Raw genomic sequence first — 21,232 nt, forward strand, 5'->3', positions numbered from 1 at the left:
GCGACATGAGCCGTATCCGGACCATCACCAGCACCACCGGCTCCACCGCTACCGCCGCCGTGACCGCTCTGTTCCTGCTCACCGGCTGCGGCGCCGCCGACATGACCAAGCAGTCCTCGCCCTTCGCGGGCGCGGAGGGGGCCCGTACGGTGACCCTGTCCGTGCAGTCCTGGGTGGGCGCACAGGCCAACGTGGCCGTCGCGCAGTACCTGCTGGAGCACGAGCTCGGCTACCGCGTCGACACCGTCCAGGTCGACGAGGTTCCCGCGTGGGACGCGCTCAGCCAGGGCCGGGTCGACGCGATCCTGGAGGACTGGGGCCACCCCGAGCAGGAGCAGCGGTACGTCGACGACAAGGGGACGATCGTCCGCGGCGGGAAACTGGGCGTCACCGGGCACATCGGCTGGTTCGTCCCCACGTACTTCGCGAAGCAGCACCCGGACGCCACCACCTACAAGAACCTGAACAAGTACGCGGACCGGTTGCGCACCGCCGAGAGCGGCGGCAAGGGCCAGCTCCTGGACGGCTCCCCGTCGTACGTCACCAACGACAAGGCGCTGGTGAAGAACCTGGACCTCGACTACCAGGTGGTGTTCGCCGGTTCGGAGGCCGCGCAGATCACGCAGATCAAACAGTTCGCGAAGGAGCGCAAGCCGTTCCTCACGTACTGGTACTCGCCGCAGTGGCTCTTCGAGAAGGTCCCGATGACGGAGGTGAAGCTGCCCGCGTACGAGGAGGGCTGCGACGCCGACGCCGCGAAGGTCGCCTGCGCCTATCCGCACACGCCCCTGGAGAAGTACCTCAACGCGGACTTCGCGCGGCACGGCGGTGAGGCGGCGCGGTTCCTGAAGAACTTCAGGTGGACGACCGACGACCAGAACGAGGTGTCCCTGATGATCGCGGGCGAGAAGCTGTCGGCGCAGGAGGCGGCGGAGAAGTGGGCGGACCGCCATGAATCGACATGGCGGTCCTGGCTGCCCTGACGGCTTCAGCCGAGGTATCGGCCGGGCAGTTCCCCCGCGATCTCGCGCAGCGACTCCATGGCCCGGCGCTGCAAGCCCGGCCCGAACGTGATCCGGGTCGCCCCCCGCTCGCCGAGTTCGGCGGGCGAGGGGCCGCCGGGCGCCGCCCACGCGTTGAGCGGCCCCTCGATCGCCGACCGCAGCAGCGGCAGTACGCCGACGGGGGCGCCGATCGGATAGACGCAGTCGGCGCCCGCGGCGACGTACAGCGCGGCCCGTTCGATCGCCCGCCCGGGATCCGTGACCCCGCGCACGAACGTGTCGATGCGGGCGTTGAGGAAGAGCCGGTCGCCCGCGGCGGCCCGTACCTCGGCCAGCCAGTCGGCGTGGGCCCGCGGCTCCTTGAGGACGCCGCCGCTCGAGTCCTCCAGGTTGCAGCCCACCGCGCCCGTCTCCAGAAGCCGTTCCACCAGCTCCTCCGGCGCGAGGCCGTAGCCGTCCTCGACGTCCGCGGAGACCGGTACGCCGGCCGCCCGGACGATCCGCGTGACCGCCGCGAACATCTCGTCGGCGGGCACGGACCCGTCCTCGTACCCGAGCGAGGCGGCGATCCCGGCGCTGGGCGTCGCCAGCGCCGGGAAGCCGGCCTCCGCGAAGACCCGCGCGCTGCCCGCGTCCCACGGTCCGGGCAGCACCAGCGGGTCACCGGGCAGCCGCCCGAGGTGCAGCGCCCGGAAGGCGGCGGCCCCGTCCCCGCCCGGCGCCCGTCCGCTCACCACCGTGTGCTGCCCGCCGGGATGCGCCGGGTCACCATCACCCGGTTCCAGTTGTTGATCGCGGCGATCAGCGCGAGGAGGTACGCGAGCCGGGTGGCGTCGAAGTGCCGGGCGGCCTCCTCGTACACCTCGTCCGGTACGAAACCCTCGGTCAGGACCGTCACGGCCTCGGTCAGCGCGAACGCGGCCCGCTCCCGCTCGGTGTAGAGGTCCCCGGCCTCCTCCCAGGCGTTCAGGAGCTGGAGCCGGTCCTCGCTCACGCCCGCCTCGCGGGCGATCCGCAGATGCATGTCGAGGCAGAAGGCGCAGTGGTTGAGCTGCGAGGCGCGGATCACGACCAGCTCGGCGAGTCCGGGGTCGCCGAGCCCCTTCTTGGCCGCGGCGCTCACCGCCTGGAGCGCGGAGCGGACGGCGGGATCGAGAGCCGTCGTGCGCGCCGTCGTCTGTTCCGTCACCTGTTCCGTCACCTGTGCCGTCACTTGTGCTGTCCTGCCTGGTAGTGGCCCGGCGCCAGGCGGCAGGTCACGCCGAACCGGTTCCAGGCGTTGATCACCGTGATGGCGGCGATGAGCTGCGCCAGCTCCGTCTCCGCGAAGTGCCGGGCGGCCTTCTCGTACACCTCGTCAGGCACGAAACCGTCGGTGAGGACCGTCACGGCCTCGGTCAGCTCGATCGCCGCGAGTTCCCGCTCGGTGTAGAAGTGCGGCGACTCCTCCCACGCGCTGAGCTGCACGATGCGCTGGACGCTCTCCCCGGCGGCGAGCGCGTCCTTGGTGTGCATGTCGAGGCAGAACGCGCAGTGGTTGAGCTGCGAGGCGCGGATCTTGACCAGTTCGAGGAGGACCGGGTCCAGGCCCTTCCTGGCCGCGGCGTCGAGCCGGACCATCGCCTTGTAGACGTCGGGGGCCAGCTCGGCCCAGTTGAGGCGGGGGCTCGGCTCGGGCGCGTACGAGGGGTTCGCGGGAGGGGCGGTCTCTGTCGTCATGCGGTCGACCCTACGAGCCGAGTAGCCCAGGGGTATGGTCCATTTTCATGGCGAAAAACCGGGCCACTTTGGGCGTCGACCTCCACCTCGAACCGGCCGGACCGGGCGGTTCGGGTGTCCGCCGGGGGCTGACGGACGCCCTGCGCGAGGCGGTCCGCGGCGGCCGCCTCGCCCCCGGCACCCGCCTGCCCTCCTCCCGCTCCCTCGCCGTGGACCTGGGCGTCGCGCGCAACACCGTCGCCGACGCCTACGCCGATCTCGTCGCCGAGGGCTGGCTCACCGCGCGCCAGGGTTCCGGCACCCGGGTGGCGGAGCGGGCCGTCACCGCGCCGGCGCCGGCCCGCCCCGCCGGCCGCCCGGGACGGCAGCGGCCCGCCTACGACCTCGTCCCCGGCACCCCCGACCTCGGCTCGTTCCCGCGCGCCGAGTGGCTCAGGGCGGCCCGCCGGGCGCTGGCCGCCGCACCGGACGACGCGCTCGGCTACGGCGACCAGCGCGGCCGGCCCGAACTGCGCACCGCCCTCGCGGGCTACCTCGCCCGCGCCCGCGGCGTCCGCGCCGACCCCGAGCGCCTGGTGGTCTGCTCCGGTTTCTCGGACGCCCTGACGCTGCTCGGCGCCGTCCTGCACCGGCGCGGCCTGCGCACCCTCGCGGTCGAGTCGTACGGCCTCGACGTGCACTGGAACCTGCTGCGCCGCCCCGGGCTGCGCACCCGGCCGCTGCCCTTCGACCGGCTCGGCACCCGCACGGACGACCTGGGCGGCGCGGGCGCGGTCCTGCTGACGCCCGCGCACCAGTTCCCGATGGGCGTGCCGCTCAGCCCTGACCGCCGGGCCGCCGTCGTGGACTGGGCGCGCCGCACCGGCGGGCTGATCCTGGAGGACGACTACGACGGCGAGTTCCGCTACGACCGCCAGCCGGTCGGCGCGCTCCAGGGCCTCGGCCCCGACCACGTGGTCTACCTGGGCACCGCGAGCAAGTCCCTGGCTCCCGCGCTGCGGCTCGGCTGGATGGTCCTGCCCCCGTCGCTCGCGGCCGAGGTGATCTCCCTCAAGAGCGAGGGCGGATGGTCCACCGGGGTCCTGGACCAGCTGACCCTGGCGGAGTTCCTCGCCTCCGGCGCCTACGACCGGCACGTGCGCGCCGTCCGGCTGCGCTACCGGCGGCGCCGGGACGCGCTGGTCGCCGCGCTGGCCGAGCGCGCCCCCGCCGTCCGCGCCACCGGCATCGCAGCAGGACTGCACGCCGTCCTCCAACTGCCGCCCGGCACCGAGCAGCCGGTGGTCCAGGCGGCGGCCTGGCAGAACCTCGCGGTGCACGGCCTGGCGCGCTACCGGCACCCCGGCGCCTCCGCCGACCGGTTCGACGCGCTGGTGGTCGGCTACGGCACCCCGCCGGACCACGCCTGGTCGGGGGCGCTGGACGCGCTGTGCCGGGTACTGCCCTGAGCATCGCGCCGAGTACTGCCTTGAGCATGGCGCCGAATACTGCCTTAAAGTGATCGCTTGCTGTCTTGGAATGATCTGAACAGAACAACGGGGGAACGGACATGACGGACGTACGTCGTCAACTGCGCTCGGGCACGGTCGTACTGGGCGGGATGGGGCTCCTCGCGGCGGCGCTCACCGCCTGCTCCTCGGACCCCGACAAGCGCTGCGTGGACCGCGACAGCTACCGGGCCTCCTGCGGCTACAAGGTCGTCGCCGACAAGAACTGCACCTCCACCAAGACCTCGGTCAACGGCACCTGGTACTACGGCGGCAGCAAGAAGAGCGGCTACGTCGAGGGCGGCTCCTTCACCAAGTCGAGCAAGGGCTCCGGCAGTTCCACCGGCGGCTCCTCCGGCGGCAGCGGCGTCGACCGCGGCGGCCTCGGCGGCGGCAAGGGCAGCTCCGGCGGCTGAACCCCGGTCACCAGAACCAGCCCCCGGCACACGATCGGACCCGTACCGCATGGAACGCCGCACCATCGCCCCCCGCCCCGGCTGGCAGCAGACCGTCGAGGAACAGGGGCTCATCTACCCCCTCACCCGTTACCCCGACGACTCCCTGCGCCCCTACTGGGACGAGAGCGCCTACTACGTCTTCTCGCTGCCCGAGGTGGAGGCGCTGGAGGAGACCGTCGAGGAACTGCACCGCATGTGCCTCGCGGCCGCCGCCCACATCGTCGACACCGGCCGCTTCGCCGACCTCGGCATCACCGAACCGCGGGTCGCCGAGCGCGTCGCCGAGTCCTGGCACCGCCGCGCCGAACTCCCCTCCGTCTACGGCCGCTTCGACCTGCGCTACGACGGCACGGGCCCGGCCAGGATGCTGGAGTACAACGCCGACACCCCGACCTCCCTGGTCGAGGCCGCGGGACCGCAGTGGTTCTGGATGGAGGAGCGCTTCCCGGGCGCCGACCAGTGGAACTCGCTGCACGAACGCCTCGTCGCCGCCTGGAAGAGGCAGGCCCCGCTGCTCCCGCCGGGTAGCCCCCTGCACTTCGCGCACTCCGCCGTCGACGAACTCGGCGAGGACCTGATGACGGTCGCCTACCTCAAGGAGACCGCGGAGCAGGCCGGCCTCGACACCGACTGGCTCCCGGTCGAGGAGATCGGCTGGGACCACCTCTCCGGCCGCTTCGTCGACAACCGGCTCCGCTTCATCCGCAGCTGCTTCAAGCTCTACCCCTGGGAATGGCTCACCACCGACCGCTTCGGCGGCCACGTCCTGGACACCCTCGACAACGGCGGCGGCACGGGCTCCACCCTGTGGATCGAGCCCGCCTGGAAAATGCTGCTGTCCAACAAGGCGCTGCTCGCCGTCCTGTGGGAGCTGTACCCCGGCCACCCGAACCTGCTGCCCGCCCATCTCGACGGCCCCCGTGAGCTGGCGGACACGACCGGCTACGTCGCCAAGCCGCTGCTCGGCCGCGAGGGCGAGGGCGTCACCGTCCACCCGCCCGGCTCCGCGCCCGCCGCACCCGGGGAGCCCTGCTGCTACCAGGAGCTGGCCCCGCTGCCCGACTTCGACGGCAACCGCGTCGTGCTCGGCGCCTGGGTCGTCGAGGACGAGTCGGCGGGCCTCGGCATCCGCGAGTCCGCCGGGCTGGTCACGGACGAGTACGCGCGCTTCGTGCCGCACGTGATCCTCTGACCCCGCACTCCCGCTCGGCTCGCATGGTGGACGGGTGAGCCGCGCCGTCCGGCACGGCCGGTACGCTGATCCACGGGCCGTGACTGGCGCGCTGGGATGGGACCGACCATCGGGGAGCGGCCCGCGCGAACCGTGTGCCGTGCGCCTGGGCCGACCCGTGAACGCTGAACCCACGCCGTCCGGAGGCCGTCATGTCGGAATCCCCCGCATCCCCCGCCCCCCGCTCCACCGAGTCCACCGCCTTCCGCAGCGCGCTGGACGTGATCCGGGCGGTCGAGCCCCGGGTCGCGGACGCCATCGGCCAGGAGGTCGCCGACCAGCGCGAGATGCTCAAGCTGATCGCCTCCGAGAACTACGCCTCCCCGGCCACCCTCCTCGCGATGGGCAACTGGTTCAGCGACAAGTACGCCGAGGGCACCGTCGGCCGCCGCTTCTACGCCGGCTGCCGCAACGTCGACACCGTGGAGTCCCTCGCCGCCGAGCACGCCCGCGAGCTGTTCGGCGCCCGGCACGCCTACGTCCAGCCGCACTCCGGCATCGACGCCAACCTCGTCGCCTTCTGGGCCGTCCTGGCCGACCGCGTGGAGGCCCCGGCCCTGGAGAAGGCCGGCGTGCGCAACGTCAACGACCTCTCCGAGGCCGACTGGGCCGAGCTGCGCCGCGCCTTCGGCAACCAGCGGATGCTCGGCATGTCCCTCGACGCGGGCGGCCACCTCACCCACGGCTTCCGCCCGAACATCTCGGGCAAGATGTTCGACCAGCGCTCCTACGGCACCGACCCGGCGACCGGCCTGATCGACTACGAGGCGCTGCGGACCTCCGCCCGCGAGTTCAAGCCGCTGATCATCGTCGCCGGGTACTCCGCGTACCCGCGCCTGGTGAACTTCCGGATCATGCGGGAGATCGCCGACGAGGTCGGCGCGACGCTGATGGTCGACATGGCGCACTTCGCGGGCCTGGTCGCGGGCAAGGTGCTCACCGGCGACTTCGACCCGGTCCCGCACGCCCAGATCGTCACCACCACCACGCACAAGTCGCTGCGCGGCCCGCGCGGCGGCATGGTGCTGTGCGACGACTCCCTCAAGGACCAGGTCGACCGCGGCTGCCCGATGGTCCTCGGCGGCCCGCTCCCGCACGTCATGGCCGCCAAGGCCGTCGCCCTCGCCGAGGCCCGCCGCCCGGAGTTCCAGACGTACGCGCAGGCCGTCGTCGACAACGCCCGCGCCCTCGCCGAGGGGCTGACCCGCCGCGGCGCCACCCTCGTCACCGGCGGCACCGACAACCACCTCAACCTGATCGACGTCGCCTCCTCCTACGGCCTCACAGGGCGCCAGGCCGAGACCGCGCTGCTCGACTCGGGCATCGTCACCAACCGCAACGCCATCCCCGCCGACCCGAACGGCGCCTGGTACACCTCCGGCATCCGCATCGGCACCCCCGCCCTGACCACCCGCGGCCTCGGCACCGCGGAGATGGACGAGGTGGCGGGCCTGATCGACCGGGTCCTGACCACCACGGAGCCCGGCACCACCAAGTCCGGCGCCCCCTCCAAGGCCCAGCACGTGCTCGACCCCAAGATCGCGGACGAGATCTCCCGCCGGGCGACCGACCTGGTCGCGGGCTTCCCGCTGTACCCGGAGATCGACCTCGGCTGACCCGCCGCGCCTCTACGCACCCCGACCGCCCGGCGTCCGCGCCGGGCGGTCGGCCGTTTGCCGTGCGTCTGCCGCCGTGTGTTCCTCGTCTCACCGCCCCCGGCCGCCGGCCGGTTCGGCCGACTTGTTGCAGTACAGGCAACGGACCGGTGCACTGCTGTTTCCGGCCAGTACCGGACCCCGCCCCCTCACCTGAGAGAATGGTGAACATGGCCCTCGAAAGTCCTCGCGTGCTCTCCGGAATCCAGCCCACCGCAGGCTCGTTCCACCTCGGCAACTACCTCGGCGCCGTCCGCCAGTGGGTGGCCCTCCAGGAGACCCACGACGCGTTCTACATGGTCGTCGACCTGCACGCGATCACCGTCCCGCAGGAGCCGGGCGAGCTGCGCGCCAACACCCGGCTCGCCGCCGCCCAGCTCCTGGCCGCCGGGCTCGACCCGGACCGCTGCACGCTCTTCGTGCAGAGCCACGTCCCCGAGCACGCCCAGCTCGCCTGGATCATGAACTGCCTCACCGGCTTCGGCGAGGCCTCCCGCATGACCCAGTTCAAGGACAAGTCGGCCAAGCAGGGCGCCGACCGCGCCTCCGTGGGCCTGTTCACCTACCCGGTCCTCCAGGTCGCGGACATCCTGCTGTACCAGGCCAACGAGGTGCCGGTCGGTGAGGACCAGCGCCAGCACATCGAGCTGACCCGCGACCTCGCCGAGCGGTTCAACGGCCGCTTCGGCCGGACGTTCACGGTCCCGAAGCCGTACATCCTCAAGGAGACGGCGAAGATCTTCGATCTGCAGGACCCGTCGATCAAGATGAGCAAGTCGGCGTCCACGCCGAAGGGCCTGATCAACCTGCTCGACGAGCCGAAGGCGACCGCCAAGAAGGTCAAGAGCGCGGTCACCGACACCGACACCGTGATCCGCTACGACACGGAGCACAAGCCGGGCGTCAGCAACCTGCTCACCATCTACTCGACCCTCACCGGGACGGGTATCGCGGATCTGGAGCAGCGCTACGCCGGCAAGGGCTACGGTGCGCTCAAGACGGACCTCGCCGAGATCATGGTCGACTTCGTGACGCCCTTCCGGGAGCGCACCCAGAGCTACCTGGACGACCCGGAGACGCTGGACTCGATCCTGGCCAAGGGCGCGGAGAAGGCCAGGGCGGTGGCCGCGGAGACCCTCTCCCAGGCCTACGACAAGGTCGGATTCCTCCCCGCCAAGCACTGAGGGCCGGTGCGGAGCCGGTCACATCGCCAGGAGGGCATCCGGTACGGGGCCGCACCGCCGTACAGTCGATAGCTGAACCAGCGGCCGCCCCTGCCCGTAAGGACCGGGAAGATCGGGAAACCGGGAGACCGGGAAGATGCGGCACGACAAGACGACAGGAGACGACGTGGGGACCGTAACGATCGGCGTGTCGATCGCGGTCCCGGAGCCTCACGGCAGCCTGCTCCAGGAGCGGCGCGCGGGCTTCGGCGACCTCGCGGCTTCCGGCATCCCCACGCACGTCACCCTGCTGCCGCCGACCGAGGTCGAGGCCGCGGCGCTGCCCGCGATCGAGACGCACCTCGCCGAGGTCGCCGCCGCCGGGCGCCCGTTCCCGATGCGGCTGTCGGGCACGGGCACGTTCCGCCCGCTGTCCCCGGTGGTGTACGTGCGGGTCGTCGAGGGCGCCGAGGCGTGCACCTGGCTCCAGAAGCAGGTCAGGGACGCGTCGGGGCCGGTGGCCCGCGAGCTCCAGTTCCCGTACCACCCGCACGTCACGGTGGCGCACGGCATCGACGAGGCCGCCATGGACCGGGCCTTCGAGGAGCTGGCCGACTACGGGGCCGAGTGGCCGTGCACCGGTTTCTCGCTGCACGAGCAGGGCGCGGACGGGGTCTGGCGCAAGCTGCGCGGGTTCGCCTTCGGCGGCACGGTCGTGCCCCCGCAGGCCTGCGCCCCGGCGGACCACGGCACGACCCTGCCGACGCGCTAGGGAGTGTTGCGAAAGTCCCGCCTGCCGCGCGGCCCGCCCTTCGGGCGAACGACGGGACTTTCGCAACACGCCCTGCCGGACCGCCTCCCGAAGCCTCGGGCGCTCAGACCGGCAGCCGCCGGAACAGCGCCCGCGGTACGTGCCGCAGCGCCGCCATCACCAGCCGCAGGGCGCCGGGCACCCAGACCGTCTCCGAGCGCCGTCGCAGCCCCGCCTCGACGGCCTCCGCCACCGCCTCCGGCGTCGTCGCGAGCGGCGCCGCGTCGAGCCCCGCCGTCATCTTCGTCCGCACGAACCCGGGCCGTACGACCATGACGTGCACGCCGGTGCCGTGCAGCGCGTCGCCCAGGCCCTGCGCGAAGGCGTCCAGGCCCGCCTTGCTGGAGCCGTAGATGAAGTTCGAGCGGCGGGCGCGCTCACCGGCCACCGAGGAGAGCACGACCAGGGAGCCGTGGCCCTGGGTCTGGAGCGAGCGTGCGCTCACCAGCCCCGCCGAGACGGCGCCCGTGTAGTTGGTCTGGGCGACCCGCACCGCCGAGGCGGGCTCCTTCTCGTCCCGTGCCTGGTCGCCCAGGACGCCGAAGGCGAGCAGCACCATGTCGATGTCGCCCTCGGCGAACACCTTGCCGAGCGCCTCCTCGTGGGAGTCCGGGTCGAGGGCGTCGAAGGCGACGGTGCGCACCTCGGCGCCGAGCGAGGTCAGGTGTTCCGCCGCCGCCTGAAGGGCGGGCGAGGGGCGGGCGGCGAGCCACACGGTGCGGGTGCGGCGGGCGATCATCCGGCGCGCGGTGGCCAGCGCGATGTCGGACGTGCCGCCGAGGATCAGCAGGGACTGGGGGATGCCGAAGGCGTCCTTCATGGGAACCATGCTCCTCATCAGGGGGTGCCGGTGTCAGAGGCCGAGCCGGCGGGACAGGTCCGAGGTGAAGACACCGCGCGGGTCCAGCTCCGCGCGCAGCGCCCGGAACTCGCCGAGCCGCGGATACATCCCGCTCAGCAGCTCGGGGCGGAGCCGTGCGTCCTTGGCGAGGTAGACGCGTCCGTCGGCGGCGGCCACCTCCCCGTCCAGTTCGTCGAGGAAGGCGCCGAGTCCGGGCAGGTTCGCCGGGATGTCGAGGGCGAGGGTCCAGCCGGGCAGCGGGAAGGACAGCCAGCCCGGGTCGCCCTCCCCGAACCGCTTCAGGACGGCGAGGAAGGACGGGCAGCGGCGCTCGGAGATGCGGTGCACGATCCGGCGCAGCGCCTCCTCCTTCCCGTAGCCGACGACGAACTGGTACTGCACGAAGCCGCCGCGGCCGTAGACGCGGTTCCAGTGCGGGACGCCGTCGAGCGGGTGGAAGAAGGCGGACATCCGCTGGAGTTCGCCGGTGCGCGCGCGGGGCGCCCTGCGGTACCAGACCTCGTTGAACAGGCCGACGGTGGTCCGGCCGAGCAGCCCCTCGGGGACGAAGGACGGTGCGGCGGGCAGCCGGCCGGGCCGGAAGTCCAGGGGGCGGCGGCGGGTACGGGCGGGCAGCGCGTCCAGCGGGGCGTGGTCGCCGCGGGTCAGCACCGAGCGGCCCAGGGCGGTGCCGCGGGCGAGCAGGTCGATCCAGGCGACCGAGTACCGGTAGCGGTGGTCGGTGGCCGTCAGGCGGGCCATCAGGTCGTCGAGGTCCTCGGCGCGCTCGGTGTCCACCGACATCCACGAGGTCTCGACCGGCTGGAGCCGGACGGCGGCCGTGAGGATCACGCCGGTCAGGCCCATGCCGCCGGTGGTGGCGTCGAAGAGCGGGGTGCCGGGGCGCACGGTGCGGATCGAGCCGTCGGCGGTGAGCAGTTCGAAGGAGGCGACGTGCCGGGCGAAGGAGCCGGACACGTGGTGGTTCTTGCCGTGGATGTCCGCGCCGATCGCGCCGCCGACGGTCACGTACCGGGTGCCGGGGGTGACCGGCACGAACCAGCCCAGCGGCAGCAGGACCTCCATCAGCCGGTGCAGGCTGATCCCGGCGTCGCAGAGCACGGTCGCGCCCGCCGTGCCGTCCTCGGCGGCGGCCGTCGCGTCGATCACGTGCACGCGGTCGAGCCCGGTCATGTCGAGCACGGCGCCGCCCGCGTTCTGCGCCGCGTCCCCGTACGCCCGGCCGAGCCCGCGGGCGATGCTCCCGCGCTCCCCGCACGTGACGACGGCCGCCACCGCCTCCTCGTAGCTGCGCGGGCGGATCAGACGGGCGGCGGTCGGGGCGGTGCGGCCCCACCCCGTGACGGAGACGGTGTCGGCTGAGTCCGTGACGGGGGCGGTGCCGGCTGAGTCCGCGCCGGGGGCGGTGTCGACCGGAACGGTGCCGACGGGGGCGGTGTCGGAAGGCATGCCCGCGACCGTATCGCCGGAAAGGGTGCACAACGCCCGCTTGCCGCCGCCCCTCACGGCTCCTCACCGAAATGGGTGATTAATGGGATGTCGTCCAAGATTGCCGTAATTCTACGGCCGTTCCCTAGAAGAGTGACATCACATGGACCACCTTGACGACATGGACCGTCGGCTGCTGTCGGCCCTGCACGAGTGCGGCACGGACCCGCGGGTGGCGGCCGCGGCGCGCGCCCTGTCCTTCGCCGGGGAACACGGTGCGGTGTGGCTCACGGCGGGGCTCGTGGGGGCGGCCATCGACCGGCGGCGGCGCCCCGCCTGGCTGCGCGGCACGGCGCTCACCGGCACCGCGCACCTGACCAGCATGGGCGTCAAACGGCTGGTGCGCAGACCGCGTCCCGCGCATGTGACGCCCCTGGTCCGTACGGCGGGACGGCACTCCTTCCCCAGCTCGCACGCGGCGTCCGCGGCGGCGGCCGCGGTCGTCTACGGCGCGCTCGGCGCCCGCGCGGTGCTCCCGCTCGCCGCCGCGGTGTGCCTCTCGCGGCTCGTCGTCGGCGTCCACTACCCCTCGGACGTGGCCGCGGGCGCCGCCCTCGGCGCGCTCACGGCCCGGCTCGGCGCGGGCTGGATGGAGGCGGCGCGATGACCGAACGCACGGCGACGACCGAACGCACCGCCCTCCCCGAAGCCCCGGGCGGCGTCCCGGCCGTTGCGGCCGCCCCCGTCCGCCGGGGCCCCGCGGGACTCGCGCTCGGCCTGCTCAGGACCGCCCGCCCGCGCCAGTGGGTGAAGAACGTCCTGGTGGTGGCCGCCCCCGCGGCGGCGGGCGAGCTGTTCTCCCGGCACGCGCTCGGTCAACTCGCGCTCGTCTTCGCACTGTTCACGGCCAGCGCCGCAGCCGTCTACCTGATCAACGACGCCCGGGACGCCGAGGCCGACCGCGCGCATCCGGTCAAGCGCCACCGCCCTGTCGCCGCGGGCCAGGTCCCCGTCCCGGTCGCCTACACGGCGGGCGGGATCCTCGCGGTCCTCGCCCCGGCCGTCGCCGCCTGGCTCTGCTCGCCGTTCACCTCGGCGCTGCTGACCGCCTACCTCGGGATGCAACTGGCGTACTGCGTCAGCCTCAAGCACGTCCTCGTCGTCGATCTCGCCGTCGTCACCACCGGGTTCCTGATGCGCGCCATGATCGGCGGACTCGCCCTGGACATCCCGCTGTCCCGCTGGTTCCTGATCACCACCGGCTTCGGCGCGCTGTTCATGGTGGCCGCCAAGCGCTACTCCGAGGCCGTGCAACTGGCCGGGAAGGCGGGCGCCACCCGGGCGCTGCTCACCGAGTACACCACCGGCTACCTGCGGTTCGTCTGGCAGCTCGCGGCCGGGGTCGCCGTCCTCGGCTACTGCCTGTGGGCCCTGGAGGAGGGCGGCGGCCCCGACTCCGGGCTGCTGCCGTGGCGCCAGCTCTCGATGGTCGCCTTCATCCTGGCGATCCTGCGGTACGCGGTCTTCGCCGACCGGGGCACGGCGGGCGAACCCGAGGACGTGGTCCTGCACGACCGCGCCCTCGCCCTGATCGGCCTGGTCTGGCTGGCGATGTACGGCCTCGCGGTCGCGCACTGGTGAGCCTCGCCCGCGGGCGGCAGGGCCCCTTCGTCCGCGAGGTCCTCGGCTTCGCCGCCGCCGGTCTCCTCGCCTACGCCGCCGACCTCGGCCTCTTCGTCTGGCTGCGCGGCCCCGCCGGACTCGACCCGCTCACCGCCAAGGCCCTGTCGTTCGTGGCGGGCTGCTCGGTGGCGTACGCGGGCAACGCGTTCGGCACCTACCGGCACACGCGGCTGCGCGGCCCGCGCCAGTACGCGGCCTTCTTCACGGTGAACGTCGCGGGCGCCCTCGTCCAGCTCCTCTGCCTCGCCGTCAGCCACTACGGCCTCGGCCTCACCTCGCCGCGCGCGGACACTCTGTCCGGCGCGGTGGTCGGCATGGCGCTCGCCACCGTGCTGCGCTTCTGGGGTACACGGACATGGGTTTTCCGAGGGGAGGGCAGAGACGGATCATGGACTGGCTGAAGAAGCTGCCGGGCATCGGCCCGGTCGTCGCGCGCGGGATGCGGACACATGCCTGGCGGTCGTACGAACGCCTGGACCGGGTGAAGTGGACGACGCTCGCCGCGGCCATGACGTTCATCAGTTTCGTGGCGCTGTTCCCGCTGCTCACGCTGGCCGCCGCGATCGGGGCGGCGACACTCGGCGCCGATCAGCAGAAGGAACTCCAGGACAAGATCGCCGAGCAGATCCCCGGCATCTCCGACCAGCTCGACATCAGCGGTCTGGTCGACAACGCCGGCACGGTCGGTGTCATCGCCGGTGCGCTGCTGCTGTTCACCGGCGTCAGCTGGGTCGGCTCGATGCGGGACTGTCTGCGCGCCGTCTGGGAGCTGGACGACGAGGACGTGAACCCCGTACTGGCCAAGGTCAAGGACGCCGGGATACTCGTCGGCCTCGGCGGCGCCGTCCTCGCCACCCTCGCCGTGTCCACCGTCGCCTCGGCGCTGGTGGGCTGGATCGTGAAGCAACTGGGTCTCGACGAGGGCGGCGTGGGCAGCGTCCTGCTGCACATCGCCGCGTTCGTCGTCGCCGTGCTCGCCGACTTCCTGGTGCTGCTGTACGTCCTGACGCTGCTGCCCGGCGTCGAACCGCCCCGGCGCAGGCTCGTGGTCGCCGCGCTGCTCGGCGCCATCGGCTTCGAACTGTTGAAACTGCTGCTCAGCGGCTACATCCAGGGCGTCGCATCGAAGAGCATGTACGGCGCCTTCGGGGTGCCTGTCGCCCTGCTGCTGTGGATCAACTTCACCTCGAAGCTGGTCCTGTACAGCGCCGCGTGGACGGCGACGGGCAGCGCCCCGGAGCCCGGTGAGGTCACGGCCGGGTCGTCCGGCGACGCACCAGATCCGGCAGCGGCCACCGGCGATTGACCAGGAACACGGCGCCCGCGATCACCACGACGAGACCGCCGACGATCGCCAGGGCGGTGCCGATCCCGTCGGAGCCGCCCTTTCCGGCCGAGGCCGCGGCGACGGGCGAGGCCGACTTGCCGGCCGCGCCGGACGCCGAGGCGCTGGGCCGCGCACTGCCGTCCGTACCGGTCTGCACGCCCTTGGGTGCCACCAGCTCGCCCACCGGCTCGGCCTTGCCGGCCGCCTTGAAGCCCCAGTCGAAGAGCCGGGTGGTCTCCTTGTAGACCTCGTTGTGCTCGTCCTTCGAGGGGTTCATGACGGTGACGAGCAGCACCCGGCCGTCCCGCTCCGCGACCCCGGTGAAGGTGGCGCCCGCGTTGGTGGTGTTGCCGTTCTTCACCCCCGCGATGCCCTGGTACGGGGTGATGTCGCTGTCCCCGGCCAGCAGCCGGTTGGTGTTCTGGATCTCGTAGGTCCCGCGGGTGGTCCTGCCCTTCTTGTTCTTCTTCGTCTCGCCGGGGAACTTCGCGGTCACCGTCGAGCAGTACTCGCGGAAGTCCGCCTTCTGGAGCCCCGATCTGGCGAACAGCGTCAGGTCGTACGCGGAGGAGACCTGGTTCTTGGCGTCGTAGCCGTCCGGGCTGACCACCTGGGTGTCGGTGGCCCGCAGCTCGTCGGCGTGGGCCTGCATGTCGGCGACGGTCTTGTCGACGCCGCCGTTCATCGCGGACAGCACGTGCACGGCGTCGTTGCCGGAGCGCAGGAAGACCCCGAGCCACAGGTCGTGGACCGTGTACGTCTCGCCCTCCTTTATCCCCACCAGGCTGGAGCCCGCGCCGATGCCCGCCAGGTCGGAGCTGGCGACCTCGTGCTTCTCGGTCTTGGGGAACTTCGGCAGCACCGTGTCCGCGAACAGCATCTTCAGGGTGCTCGCCGGGGGCAGCCGCCAGTGCGCGTTGTGCGACGCCAGGACGTCACCGCTCTCGGCGTCGGCGACGATCCAGGAGCGCGCGGTCACGTCCTTGGGCAGCACCGGGACGCCGTCCCCGAGGTTCACCTGGGTCCCGGACTCGCCGAGCCGGCTGCCGCCCACGCTCGACATCTTCGCCGGGGGCGCGTCCGACGGGGTCGCCTTCGGGCTGCCGTCCGCGTAGGCGGGCGCCGTGAGCGAGAGGGACAGGGAGGCGGACAGCGACAGCGACAACAGGGCAGCGGAAGCGACCGGCAGGCGACGCCTGGCGGCCTTATGTGAAGCGGGCACGATCGAGAAAGTACAGGGCGCGGAGCGGGAAGTCGCGCCCCCCTCCCCACCCCGGCCGCGGGCCCCGTGCGGCGGCGGCGATACTGAGGGCATGAAGCTCAGCCGCCCCGTCTCCTGGTTCCTGCTCGCCTTCGGGGTGTGGAGCTGGATCATCTGGGTCACTTTCGTCAAAAACCTGATCAAGGACGGCAGCGGGCTCGCCTTCGACGACGCCGGTGATCCCACCGCGTACTTCTGGGTCCATCTGCTGCTCGCCGTCGTGTCCTTTGTTCTGGGGACGATCGTCGGGGTCATCGGGTTGCGCGGCGTGCGCGCGTTGCGCCGTACGTCATAACGAGACGTCGTCAGAACGGAACTTCCGGAACGGGGGGCGCACGGCGCCATGGTCATCGTCTTCGTGCTGATCGGCGTGGTCGTACTGGCCGCGTTCGCGGCGCTGCACTGGTACCTGTGGCGCCGGCTGGTCCGCGACACCACCCGCGGGCCCGGCCCCGCCCGCCGGATCGGCACGGGCGTGCTGATCGCGGGCCCGGTGCTGATGTTCGCCGCGGTCGCGGCCGAGCGGACCGGCGCGCCCTTCCTCCTCCAGCGCATCCTGGCCTGGCCCGGCTTTCTGTGGATGGCGCTGCTGATCTACCTGACCCTCGCACTGGTGGTGGGAGAGGCCGTGCGCCCGCTGCTGCGCCGCGCGCTGGACCGCCGGACCCCCGCCGAGGACCCGGCGACCACACCGGAACGGGCACTCGTACCGGCGGAGCGGGCGGGGCGGGCTGAGCGGGCTGGGCAGGCGGAGAAGGCCGAGCGGGCGGGGCAGGCTGAGCGGGCTGGGCAGGCGGAGAAGGCCGAGCGGGCGGGGGCCGCGCCCGGCACGGCGTCGGCGAAATCCGAGTCAGGGTCCGGCAGGGTGTCGGCCGAGCCCGCGTCCGGCCCGGAGCGGACCGAGTCCGGGTCCGGCGCGGTGTCGGCCGAGCCCGCGTCCGGCCGGGAGCGGACCGAGTCTGCGTCCGGCGGGGAGCGGACCGAGTCCGGGTCCGGCGGGGAGCGGACCGAGCCCGGGTCCGGCCCGGTGTCGGCCGAGCCCGCGTCCGGCAGGGTGTCGGCCGAGCCCGCGTCCGGCCGGGAGCCGGCGGGGTCCGTGTCGGTCGGCTCTCCGGAGCAGTCCGCGCCCTCCCGGCGGCTCTTCGTCTCCCGGGTCGTCGGCGGGGCCGCCGCGGCCGTCGCCGCCGGGACCGTCGGGTACGGCGCCCACGGCGTGCTGCGCGGGCCCGCCGTCAAGCGGGTGACCGTGCCGCTGGCCAAGCTGCCGCGCGCCGCGCACGGCTTCCGGATCGCCGTCGTCAGCGACATCCACCTCGGCCCCGTACTCGGCCGCGGCTTCTGCGAGCGGGTCGTCGACACGATCAACGCCACGCAGCCCGACCTCATCGCGGTCGTCGGCGACCTGGTCGACGGCAGCGTCAAGAACCTCGGGCCCGCCGCCGCGCCGCTGGCCCGCCTGACCGCACGCCACGGCGCCTACTTCGTCACCGGCAACCACGAGTACTTCTCCGGCGCCGAACAATGGGTCGAGGAGGTGCGCGCGCTCGGCCTGCACCCGCTGGAGAACGCCCGCACCGAGCTGCCCGGCTTTGAGCTCGCGGGTGTCAACGACGTCGCGGGCGAGGACGAGGGCCAGGGCCCCGACTTCGGCAGGGCGCTCGGCGACCGGGACCCGGCCCGCGCGGCCGTGCTCCTCGCCCACCAGCCCGTGCAGATCCACGAGGCCGTGAAGCACGGCGTCGACCTCCAGCTCTCCGGGCACACCCACGGCGGCCAGCTCTGGCCCGGCAACTACCTCGCCGAGCTCGCCAACCCCACCGTCGCCGGACTCGAAAGGTACGGCGACACCCAGCTCTACGTCTCCCGCGGCGCGGGCGCCTGGGGCCCGCCGGTCCGGGTGGGCGCGCCCTCCGACATCACGGTCGTGGAACTGGCGTCGAAGCGCGCCTGAAAGCCGCCGGCATATACCCGTCCGCTGGAATCCGGACAGTTGGTGCCGGGGGTACGGCCGGGTAGGGCGGGGCCGGGGGCCGTATGCCGGGACCGCCGCGTCACCCCCGGCCCGTGCCACCCGCCCGTGGGCTCCCGGCTTCCCGGCGGGATATGACACCTGACGGGGCCCGGCGGATTATGACAGCTGACGTGATCCCACGGGGTCAGAACCGGCGCAGGTGACACGGCACCGGAACCCGACGCAGCATCATGTGTCGGAGCTGTGACCGAGGGTGAGGAGGGGAGGGCTCGTGGTGCGGCGTGACTCCTTCCGGCTGCCCCGCCATCCGGCCTCCGTCGGACTGGCCCGGCGCCGGGTGCGGGACCACCTCGCCAACTGGGGGCACGGCGACGACGATCCGGCGCTGGACGACGTCGTACTCCTCGTCTCCGAGCTCACCACCAACGTCGTACGGCACGGGCCGCTCCTGGAGCGGGAATTCGAAGTCGCCGTGACGGCGCTCGCCGACGGCTCCTGCTTCATCGAGGTCTCCGACGAAGGGCTCGCCGAGCCTCGGGTGCGCGCGGTCGGCGAGTACGACGAGTCGGGCCGCGGGCTGCGCATCGTCGAGGACACCGCCGCGGCCTGGGGGGTGTGGAGCCGGGGACGGTTCGGCAAGACGGTGTGGGCGCTGGTCCCCGCACCGGACTGGAACGGCCCGGTCCCGAAACCGGACGACGACCCCGAACCGGCGCTGAAACCGGACGACCCGGAGGACGGCCGCCGGCACCCCGAGAGCGGCGGGTGAACACCGGCGCCCCACCGCACCCGGCCACCGCACGCCCCAGCGCGCCTTCGCACCCGGCCACCGCACGCCCCGCCGCACAGTCCGCCGCTCACCCCAGTGCATCTTCACGCCCGGCCGCCGCACGCCCCGGCCCCCCGTACCGGCAGCGTCACCGTCACCGTCAGGCCCTCGCCCGGGGCCGTGCGCACCGCCACCTCGCCGCCGTGGGCCGTCACCACGCCCTGCACGATGGCCATGCCGAGCCCGCTGCCCGCGCCGCCGCCCGCGCGGAAGAAGCGGTCGAAGACCCGGGCCGCGTCCTCCTCGTCCAGGCCGGGCCCCTTGTCGGCGACCCACAGGCGCACGGCCTGGTCCGCCCGTTCGAGGCCGAGCCGTACGGGCACGTCGGCGGGGGTGTGGACGCGCACGTTGCCCACCAGATTGCCGAGCACCTGCCGCAGCCCCGACTCGTCGGCGTGCACCAGGAGGGCGCCCGCGGCGGTCACGGCGACCGGCCGGTCCGGCTGCTGGGCCCGCAGATCCGCGGCGGCGTCCCGCACCAGGGCGCTCAGGTCGACGTTGCGGAAGCGCAGTCGGGGCTGCTGGTCCAGTCGGGCCAGGGTGAGCAGTTCGTCGACCAGCCGGCCCATGCGGTCGACCTCCGCGTTCATCCGCCGCCAGGCCCGCAGCCGTTCGTCCGGGTCGTGCAGCATCCCCTGGTCGTAGAGCTGGAGGTAGCCGCGGATCGCCGAGAGCGGGGTGCGCAGCTCGTGCGAGGCGTCGCCGACGAAACGGCGGAGCTGGGCGGCGCTGCGCTCCCGGGTCCGGTAGGCCGACTCGACCTGGTGGAGCATGGAGTTGAGGGCGATCCGCAGCTGCTCGACCTCGTCGGTGGGATCGCGTGTCGACGGCACCCGGCGGGTCAGATCGCCCTCGGCTATGGCGGAGGAGGTCTCCACCATGTCCTCCAGTGGCCGCATCCGCCGCCGCACGTTCATCATGGTCAGCCAGGCGAGCCCGGCGAGCAGCAGCGTGCCGACGGCCAGGTCGAGCTTCAGCGCCTTGGCGATGCCCTTGTGCAGTCCGTCGGTCGAGGTGGCGAGCAGCACGTACGAGCCGTCGGCGAGCCGGGCGCCGGTGACCCGGTAGGGCGTGCCCCGCACGGTGACGCCGTGCGGATCGGCGCCCGTGAGGCCGGACGGCTCGGCGACCGCGGCGGCCAGCGCCCGCTGGCCCTCGGTCGGCGGGAAGCCGCCGACGGTGACGGCCTCGCCCGTGCGGTCGACGACCGTGAAGATGGTGTCCTGGTTCGGCGACTCCTGCTGCGCGGGTGCCACGAACCGGTCGCGGACCACCGCGAGCGCGCTGAGCGAGTCGATCTGCCGCACCGTGAGCCGCGAGCTGCCCAGCGAGTCCCGCATCTGGACCAGCTCGGTGTCGACCTGGTCCAGCAGGTAGTGCCGCATCGCCATCAGGCTCACGGCGGTGGCGACGACGATGCCGAGCGCCAGCAGCCCCACGTTGGCCAGTGTCAGCTTGCCGCGCAGCGAGTGGACCCCGCGCCGGCGCCCGGTGCCGCCGCCCCACCGTGTCCGCGCCTTCACGCGAGCCGGCATCTTCACGCGTGTCGGCACCTTCACGCGAGCCCGTATCCGACGCCCCGCCGGGTGGTGATCACGGGTGCCCCGAGGGTGTCCAACTTGCGCCGCAGATAGCTGACGTACGTCTCGACGACCGTCGACTCGGCCGGGGCGTGCTCGTACTGCCAGACGTGGCGCAGGAGTTGGTCCTTGGGCACGATCCGGCCCCCGTTGCGCACCAGGAAGCGCAGCAGCGCGTACTCGGTGGGGGTGAGCTCGACCGTGCGGCCCGCGCGGCGCACGCAGTACGTCGTCTCGTCCAGCTCCAGGTCGCCGTAGCGCAGCGGCGGGCGCTCGGGCAGGACGTCGGCGGGGCGGGTGCGGCGCAGGACGGCGGTGATCCGGGCGATCACCTCGTCGATGTTGAACGGCTTGGTGATGTAGTCGTCGCCGAAGCCGAGCGCGCCGACGATCTCGCCGGGCGCGTCCCGCGCGGTGACGAAGACGAGCGCCAGATCGGGCTGCCGGGCGCGCAGTTCGCGGCCGAGGGCGCGGCCGTCGCCGTCCGGCAGCATGACGTCGAGCAGCGCCGCGTCGGGCCGGGTGCGCTCGGCGAGCGCGAGCGCCTCGCGGACGGTGCCCGCGGTCATCACCGCGAACCGGTGGTAGCGCAGCGCGATGGCCAGGACGTCCGCGATGCTCGGCTCGTCCTCGACGACGAGCACGGTGGCCCCCTCGTGGCCCGGGGCGGGTGTCACCTCGTGACCGGTCATGGACCCAGTATCGGCAACCACGCCGCCGCGAGGGGCCGCCTGCGCTTTGGAGTTCCTTGAGAGTCATGCA

General features: G+C 73.0%; 21 protein-coding genes, 1 pseudogene and 1 riboswitch. Of the genes and pseudogenes, 14 read left to right on the plus strand and 8 right to left on the minus strand.

Translation table 11 applies throughout. The annotated features are described in order from the left end of the window. The first annotated feature begins 5 nt into the window (after positions 1-5). Complete coding sequence (locus tag ACFV6E_RS23225; protein ID WP_385464268.1) at positions 6-983, plus strand: ABC transporter substrate-binding protein; 978 nt, start codon at positions 6-8, stop codon at positions 981-983. 5 nt (positions 984-988) lie between these two features. Here the strand turns inward: ACFV6E_RS23225 and ACFV6E_RS23230 are convergent, their stop codons facing one another. The 3 genes from ACFV6E_RS23230 to ACFV6E_RS23240 are packed head-to-tail and all read right to left on the minus strand — an operon-like array spanning position 989 to position 2,723. Continuing rightward, positions 989-1,738, minus strand: coding sequence for an isocitrate lyase/phosphoenolpyruvate mutase family protein (locus tag ACFV6E_RS23230; RefSeq protein ID WP_385176257.1), 750 nt, complete (start codon positions 1,736-1,738; stop codon positions 989-991). After that, entirely contained in the window at positions 1,735-2,217 is a 483-nt protein-coding gene (locus ACFV6E_RS23235) for a carboxymuconolactone decarboxylase family protein (RefSeq protein ID WP_385176260.1), read from the minus strand. Before ACFV6E_RS23235 ends, ACFV6E_RS23230 begins: the two co-directional genes overlap by 4 nt. Further along, entirely contained in the window at positions 2,214-2,723 is a 510-nt protein-coding gene (locus ACFV6E_RS23240; protein WP_385464271.1) for a carboxymuconolactone decarboxylase family protein, read from the minus strand. Before ACFV6E_RS23240 ends, ACFV6E_RS23235 begins: the two co-directional genes overlap by 4 nt. Before the next feature lie 47 nt (positions 2,724-2,770). On the opposite strand from ACFV6E_RS23240, the gene ACFV6E_RS23245 reads away from it, so the two are divergent. From ACFV6E_RS23245 to ACFV6E_RS23270, 6 genes are all read left to right on the plus strand, one after another. Beyond that, on the plus strand, positions 2,771-4,171 hold the full coding sequence (locus ACFV6E_RS23245; protein WP_385464273.1) for a PLP-dependent aminotransferase family protein: 1,401 nt from the start codon (positions 2,771-2,773) through the stop codon (positions 4,169-4,171). 101 nt (positions 4,172-4,272) lie between these two features. Further along, positions 4,273-4,626: a hypothetical protein gene (locus tag ACFV6E_RS23250; protein WP_385464276.1), complete on the plus strand. Its 354-nt coding sequence runs from the start codon at positions 4,273-4,275 to the stop codon at positions 4,624-4,626. Positions 4,627-4,675: 49 nt separating this feature from the next. Beyond that, the gene (locus ACFV6E_RS23255; protein WP_385176271.1) at positions 4,676-5,860 is read left to right on the plus strand and encodes a glutathionylspermidine synthase family protein; all 1,185 of its coding nucleotides are present in this window, start codon (positions 4,676-4,678) and stop codon (positions 5,858-5,860) included. Between the two features lie 69 nt (positions 5,861-5,929). Then, a riboswitch (ZMP/ZTP riboswitch) is annotated at positions 5,930-6,018 on the plus strand. A 33-nt stretch (positions 6,019-6,051) separates the two neighbouring features. Continuing rightward, positions 6,052-7,515: a glycine hydroxymethyltransferase gene (locus ACFV6E_RS23260; protein ID WP_385176274.1), complete on the plus strand. Its 1,464-nt coding sequence runs from the start codon at positions 6,052-6,054 to the stop codon at positions 7,513-7,515. A gap of 209 nt (positions 7,516-7,724) precedes the next feature. Continuing rightward, positions 7,725-8,738, plus strand: coding sequence for a tryptophan--tRNA ligase (gene trpS, locus ACFV6E_RS23265; protein WP_385176276.1), 1,014 nt, complete (start codon positions 7,725-7,727; stop codon positions 8,736-8,738). Positions 8,739-8,904: 166 nt separating this feature from the next. Beyond that, a complete protein-coding gene (locus ACFV6E_RS23270; RefSeq protein WP_385176279.1) occupies positions 8,905-9,489 on the plus strand; it encodes a 2'-5' RNA ligase family protein in 585 nt (194 codons plus the stop codon). A 103-nt stretch (positions 9,490-9,592) separates the two neighbouring features. Here the strand turns inward: ACFV6E_RS23270 and ACFV6E_RS23275 are convergent, their stop codons facing one another. Together ACFV6E_RS23275 and ACFV6E_RS23280 are read right to left on the minus strand one after the other, a co-directional pair. Continuing rightward, positions 9,593-10,348: a decaprenylphospho-beta-D-erythro-pentofuranosid-2-ulose 2-reductase gene (locus ACFV6E_RS23275; protein WP_385162322.1), complete on the minus strand. Its 756-nt coding sequence runs from the start codon at positions 10,346-10,348 to the stop codon at positions 9,593-9,595. A 33-nt stretch (positions 10,349-10,381) separates the two neighbouring features. Continuing rightward, positions 10,382-11,839, minus strand: a complete 1,458-nt coding sequence (locus ACFV6E_RS23280; protein ID WP_385162324.1) for an FAD-binding protein — start codon at positions 11,837-11,839, stop codon at positions 10,382-10,384. 142 nt (positions 11,840-11,981) lie between these two features. Here ACFV6E_RS23280 and ACFV6E_RS23285 point away from each other — a divergent pair, with 142 nt between their 5' ends. Genes ACFV6E_RS23285 through ACFV6E_RS23300 form a run of 4 tightly spaced genes read left to right on the plus strand, consistent with a single transcriptional unit; the run spans position 11,982 to position 14,807 of the window. Then, on the plus strand, positions 11,982-12,485 hold the full coding sequence (locus ACFV6E_RS23285) for a phosphatase PAP2 family protein (protein WP_385464279.1): 504 nt from the start codon (positions 11,982-11,984) through the stop codon (positions 12,483-12,485). Continuing rightward, positions 12,482-13,459 (plus strand): decaprenyl-phosphate phosphoribosyltransferase, encoded by a 978-nt coding sequence (locus tag ACFV6E_RS23290; protein WP_385162328.1) that lies wholly within the window; start codon positions 12,482-12,484, stop codon positions 13,457-13,459. The genes ACFV6E_RS23285 and ACFV6E_RS23290 overlap by 4 nt, the downstream gene beginning before the upstream one ends. Next, entirely contained in the window at positions 13,456-13,902 is a 447-nt protein-coding gene (locus ACFV6E_RS23295; RefSeq protein ID WP_385464282.1) for a GtrA family protein, read from the plus strand. Before ACFV6E_RS23290 ends, ACFV6E_RS23295 begins: the two co-directional genes overlap by 4 nt. Beyond that, positions 13,890-14,807, plus strand: coding sequence for a YihY/virulence factor BrkB family protein (locus ACFV6E_RS23300; RefSeq protein ID WP_385162332.1), 918 nt, complete (start codon positions 13,890-13,892; stop codon positions 14,805-14,807). Before ACFV6E_RS23295 ends, ACFV6E_RS23300 begins: the two co-directional genes overlap by 13 nt. Here ACFV6E_RS23300 and ACFV6E_RS23305 read toward each other — a convergent pair. Continuing rightward, positions 14,752-16,050: a D-alanyl-D-alanine carboxypeptidase family protein gene (locus ACFV6E_RS23305; RefSeq protein ID WP_385464284.1), complete on the minus strand. Its 1,299-nt coding sequence runs from the start codon at positions 16,048-16,050 to the stop codon at positions 14,752-14,754. The two genes, ACFV6E_RS23300 and ACFV6E_RS23305, sit on opposite strands and share 56 nt — an antisense overlap. A gap of 91 nt (positions 16,051-16,141) precedes the next feature. On the opposite strand from ACFV6E_RS23305, the gene ACFV6E_RS23310 reads away from it, so the two are divergent. The 3 genes and pseudogenes from ACFV6E_RS23310 to ACFV6E_RS23320 form a co-directional block, all read left to right on the plus strand. Next, a complete protein-coding gene (locus ACFV6E_RS23310) occupies positions 16,142-16,384 on the plus strand; it encodes an SCO4848 family membrane protein (protein WP_385162335.1) in 243 nt (80 codons plus the stop codon). A gap of 48 nt (positions 16,385-16,432) precedes the next feature. After that, complete coding sequence (locus ACFV6E_RS23315) at positions 16,433-18,040, plus strand: metallophosphoesterase (protein WP_385464287.1); 1,608 nt, start codon at positions 16,433-16,435, stop codon at positions 18,038-18,040. 292 nt (positions 18,041-18,332) lie between these two features. Further along, positions 18,333-18,728: pseudogene (locus ACFV6E_RS23320) on the plus strand (ATP-binding protein); the annotation flags it as partial. Positions 18,729-18,934: 206 nt separating this feature from the next. Here the strand turns inward: ACFV6E_RS23320 and ACFV6E_RS23325 are convergent. Together ACFV6E_RS23325 and ACFV6E_RS23330 are read right to left on the minus strand one after the other, a co-directional pair. Further along, a complete protein-coding gene (locus tag ACFV6E_RS23325) occupies positions 18,935-20,425 on the minus strand; it encodes an ATP-binding protein (protein ID WP_385464372.1) in 1,491 nt (496 codons plus the stop codon). 20 nt (positions 20,426-20,445) lie between these two features. Then, the gene (locus tag ACFV6E_RS23330) at positions 20,446-21,162 is read right to left on the minus strand and encodes a response regulator transcription factor (RefSeq protein WP_385162339.1); all 717 of its coding nucleotides are present in this window, start codon (positions 21,160-21,162) and stop codon (positions 20,446-20,448) included. Between the last annotated feature and the right edge of the window lie 70 nt (positions 21,163-21,232).

It is taken from the genome of Streptomyces sp. NPDC059785 (assembly GCF_042732375.1).
GTDB lineage: Bacteria > Actinomycetota > Actinomycetes > Streptomycetales > Streptomycetaceae > Streptomyces.

Excerpts from the sequence above, each read along its gene's own strand:
- ACFV6E_RS23225 (WP_385464268.1), top strand. The coding sequence starts at position 6 with ATGAGCCGTATCCGGACCATCACCAGCACCACCGGCTCCACCGCTACC.
- ACFV6E_RS23240 (WP_385464271.1), bottom strand. The coding sequence starts at position 2,723 with ATGACGACAGAGACCGCCCCTCCCGCGAACCCCTCGTACGCGCCCGAG.
- ACFV6E_RS23245 (WP_385464273.1), top strand. The coding sequence starts at position 2,771 with ATGGCGAAAAACCGGGCCACTTTGGGCGTCGACCTCCACCTCGAACCG.
- ACFV6E_RS23250 (WP_385464276.1), top strand. The coding sequence starts at position 4,273 with ATGACGGACGTACGTCGTCAACTGCGCTCGGGCACGGTCGTACTGGGC.
- ACFV6E_RS23255 (WP_385176271.1), top strand. The coding sequence starts at position 4,676 with ATGGAACGCCGCACCATCGCCCCCCGCCCCGGCTGGCAGCAGACCGTC.
- ACFV6E_RS23260 (WP_385176274.1), top strand. The coding sequence starts at position 6,052 with ATGTCGGAATCCCCCGCATCCCCCGCCCCCCGCTCCACCGAGTCCACC.
- trpS (WP_385176276.1), top strand. The coding sequence starts at position 7,725 with ATGGCCCTCGAAAGTCCTCGCGTGCTCTCCGGAATCCAGCCCACCGCA.
- ACFV6E_RS23275 (WP_385162322.1), bottom strand. The coding sequence starts at position 10,348 with ATGAAGGACGCCTTCGGCATCCCCCAGTCCCTGCTGATCCTCGGCGGC.
- ACFV6E_RS23280 (WP_385162324.1), bottom strand. The coding sequence starts at position 11,839 with ATGCCTTCCGACACCGCCCCCGTCGGCACCGTTCCGGTCGACACCGCC.
- ACFV6E_RS23285 (WP_385464279.1), top strand. The coding sequence starts at position 11,982 with ATGGACCACCTTGACGACATGGACCGTCGGCTGCTGTCGGCCCTGCAC.
- ACFV6E_RS23290 (WP_385162328.1), top strand. The coding sequence starts at position 12,482 with ATGACCGAACGCACGGCGACGACCGAACGCACCGCCCTCCCCGAAGCC.
- ACFV6E_RS23300 (WP_385162332.1), top strand. The coding sequence starts at position 13,890 with ATGGACTGGCTGAAGAAGCTGCCGGGCATCGGCCCGGTCGTCGCGCGC.
- ACFV6E_RS23310 (WP_385162335.1), top strand. The coding sequence starts at position 16,142 with ATGAAGCTCAGCCGCCCCGTCTCCTGGTTCCTGCTCGCCTTCGGGGTG.
- ACFV6E_RS23315 (WP_385464287.1), top strand. The coding sequence starts at position 16,433 with ATGGTCATCGTCTTCGTGCTGATCGGCGTGGTCGTACTGGCCGCGTTC.
- ACFV6E_RS23325 (WP_385464372.1), bottom strand. The coding sequence starts at position 20,425 with ATGCCGGCTCGCGTGAAGGCGCGGACACGGTGGGGCGGCGGCACCGGG.
- ACFV6E_RS23330 (WP_385162339.1), bottom strand. The coding sequence starts at position 21,162 with ATGACCGGTCACGAGGTGACACCCGCCCCGGGCCACGAGGGGGCCACC.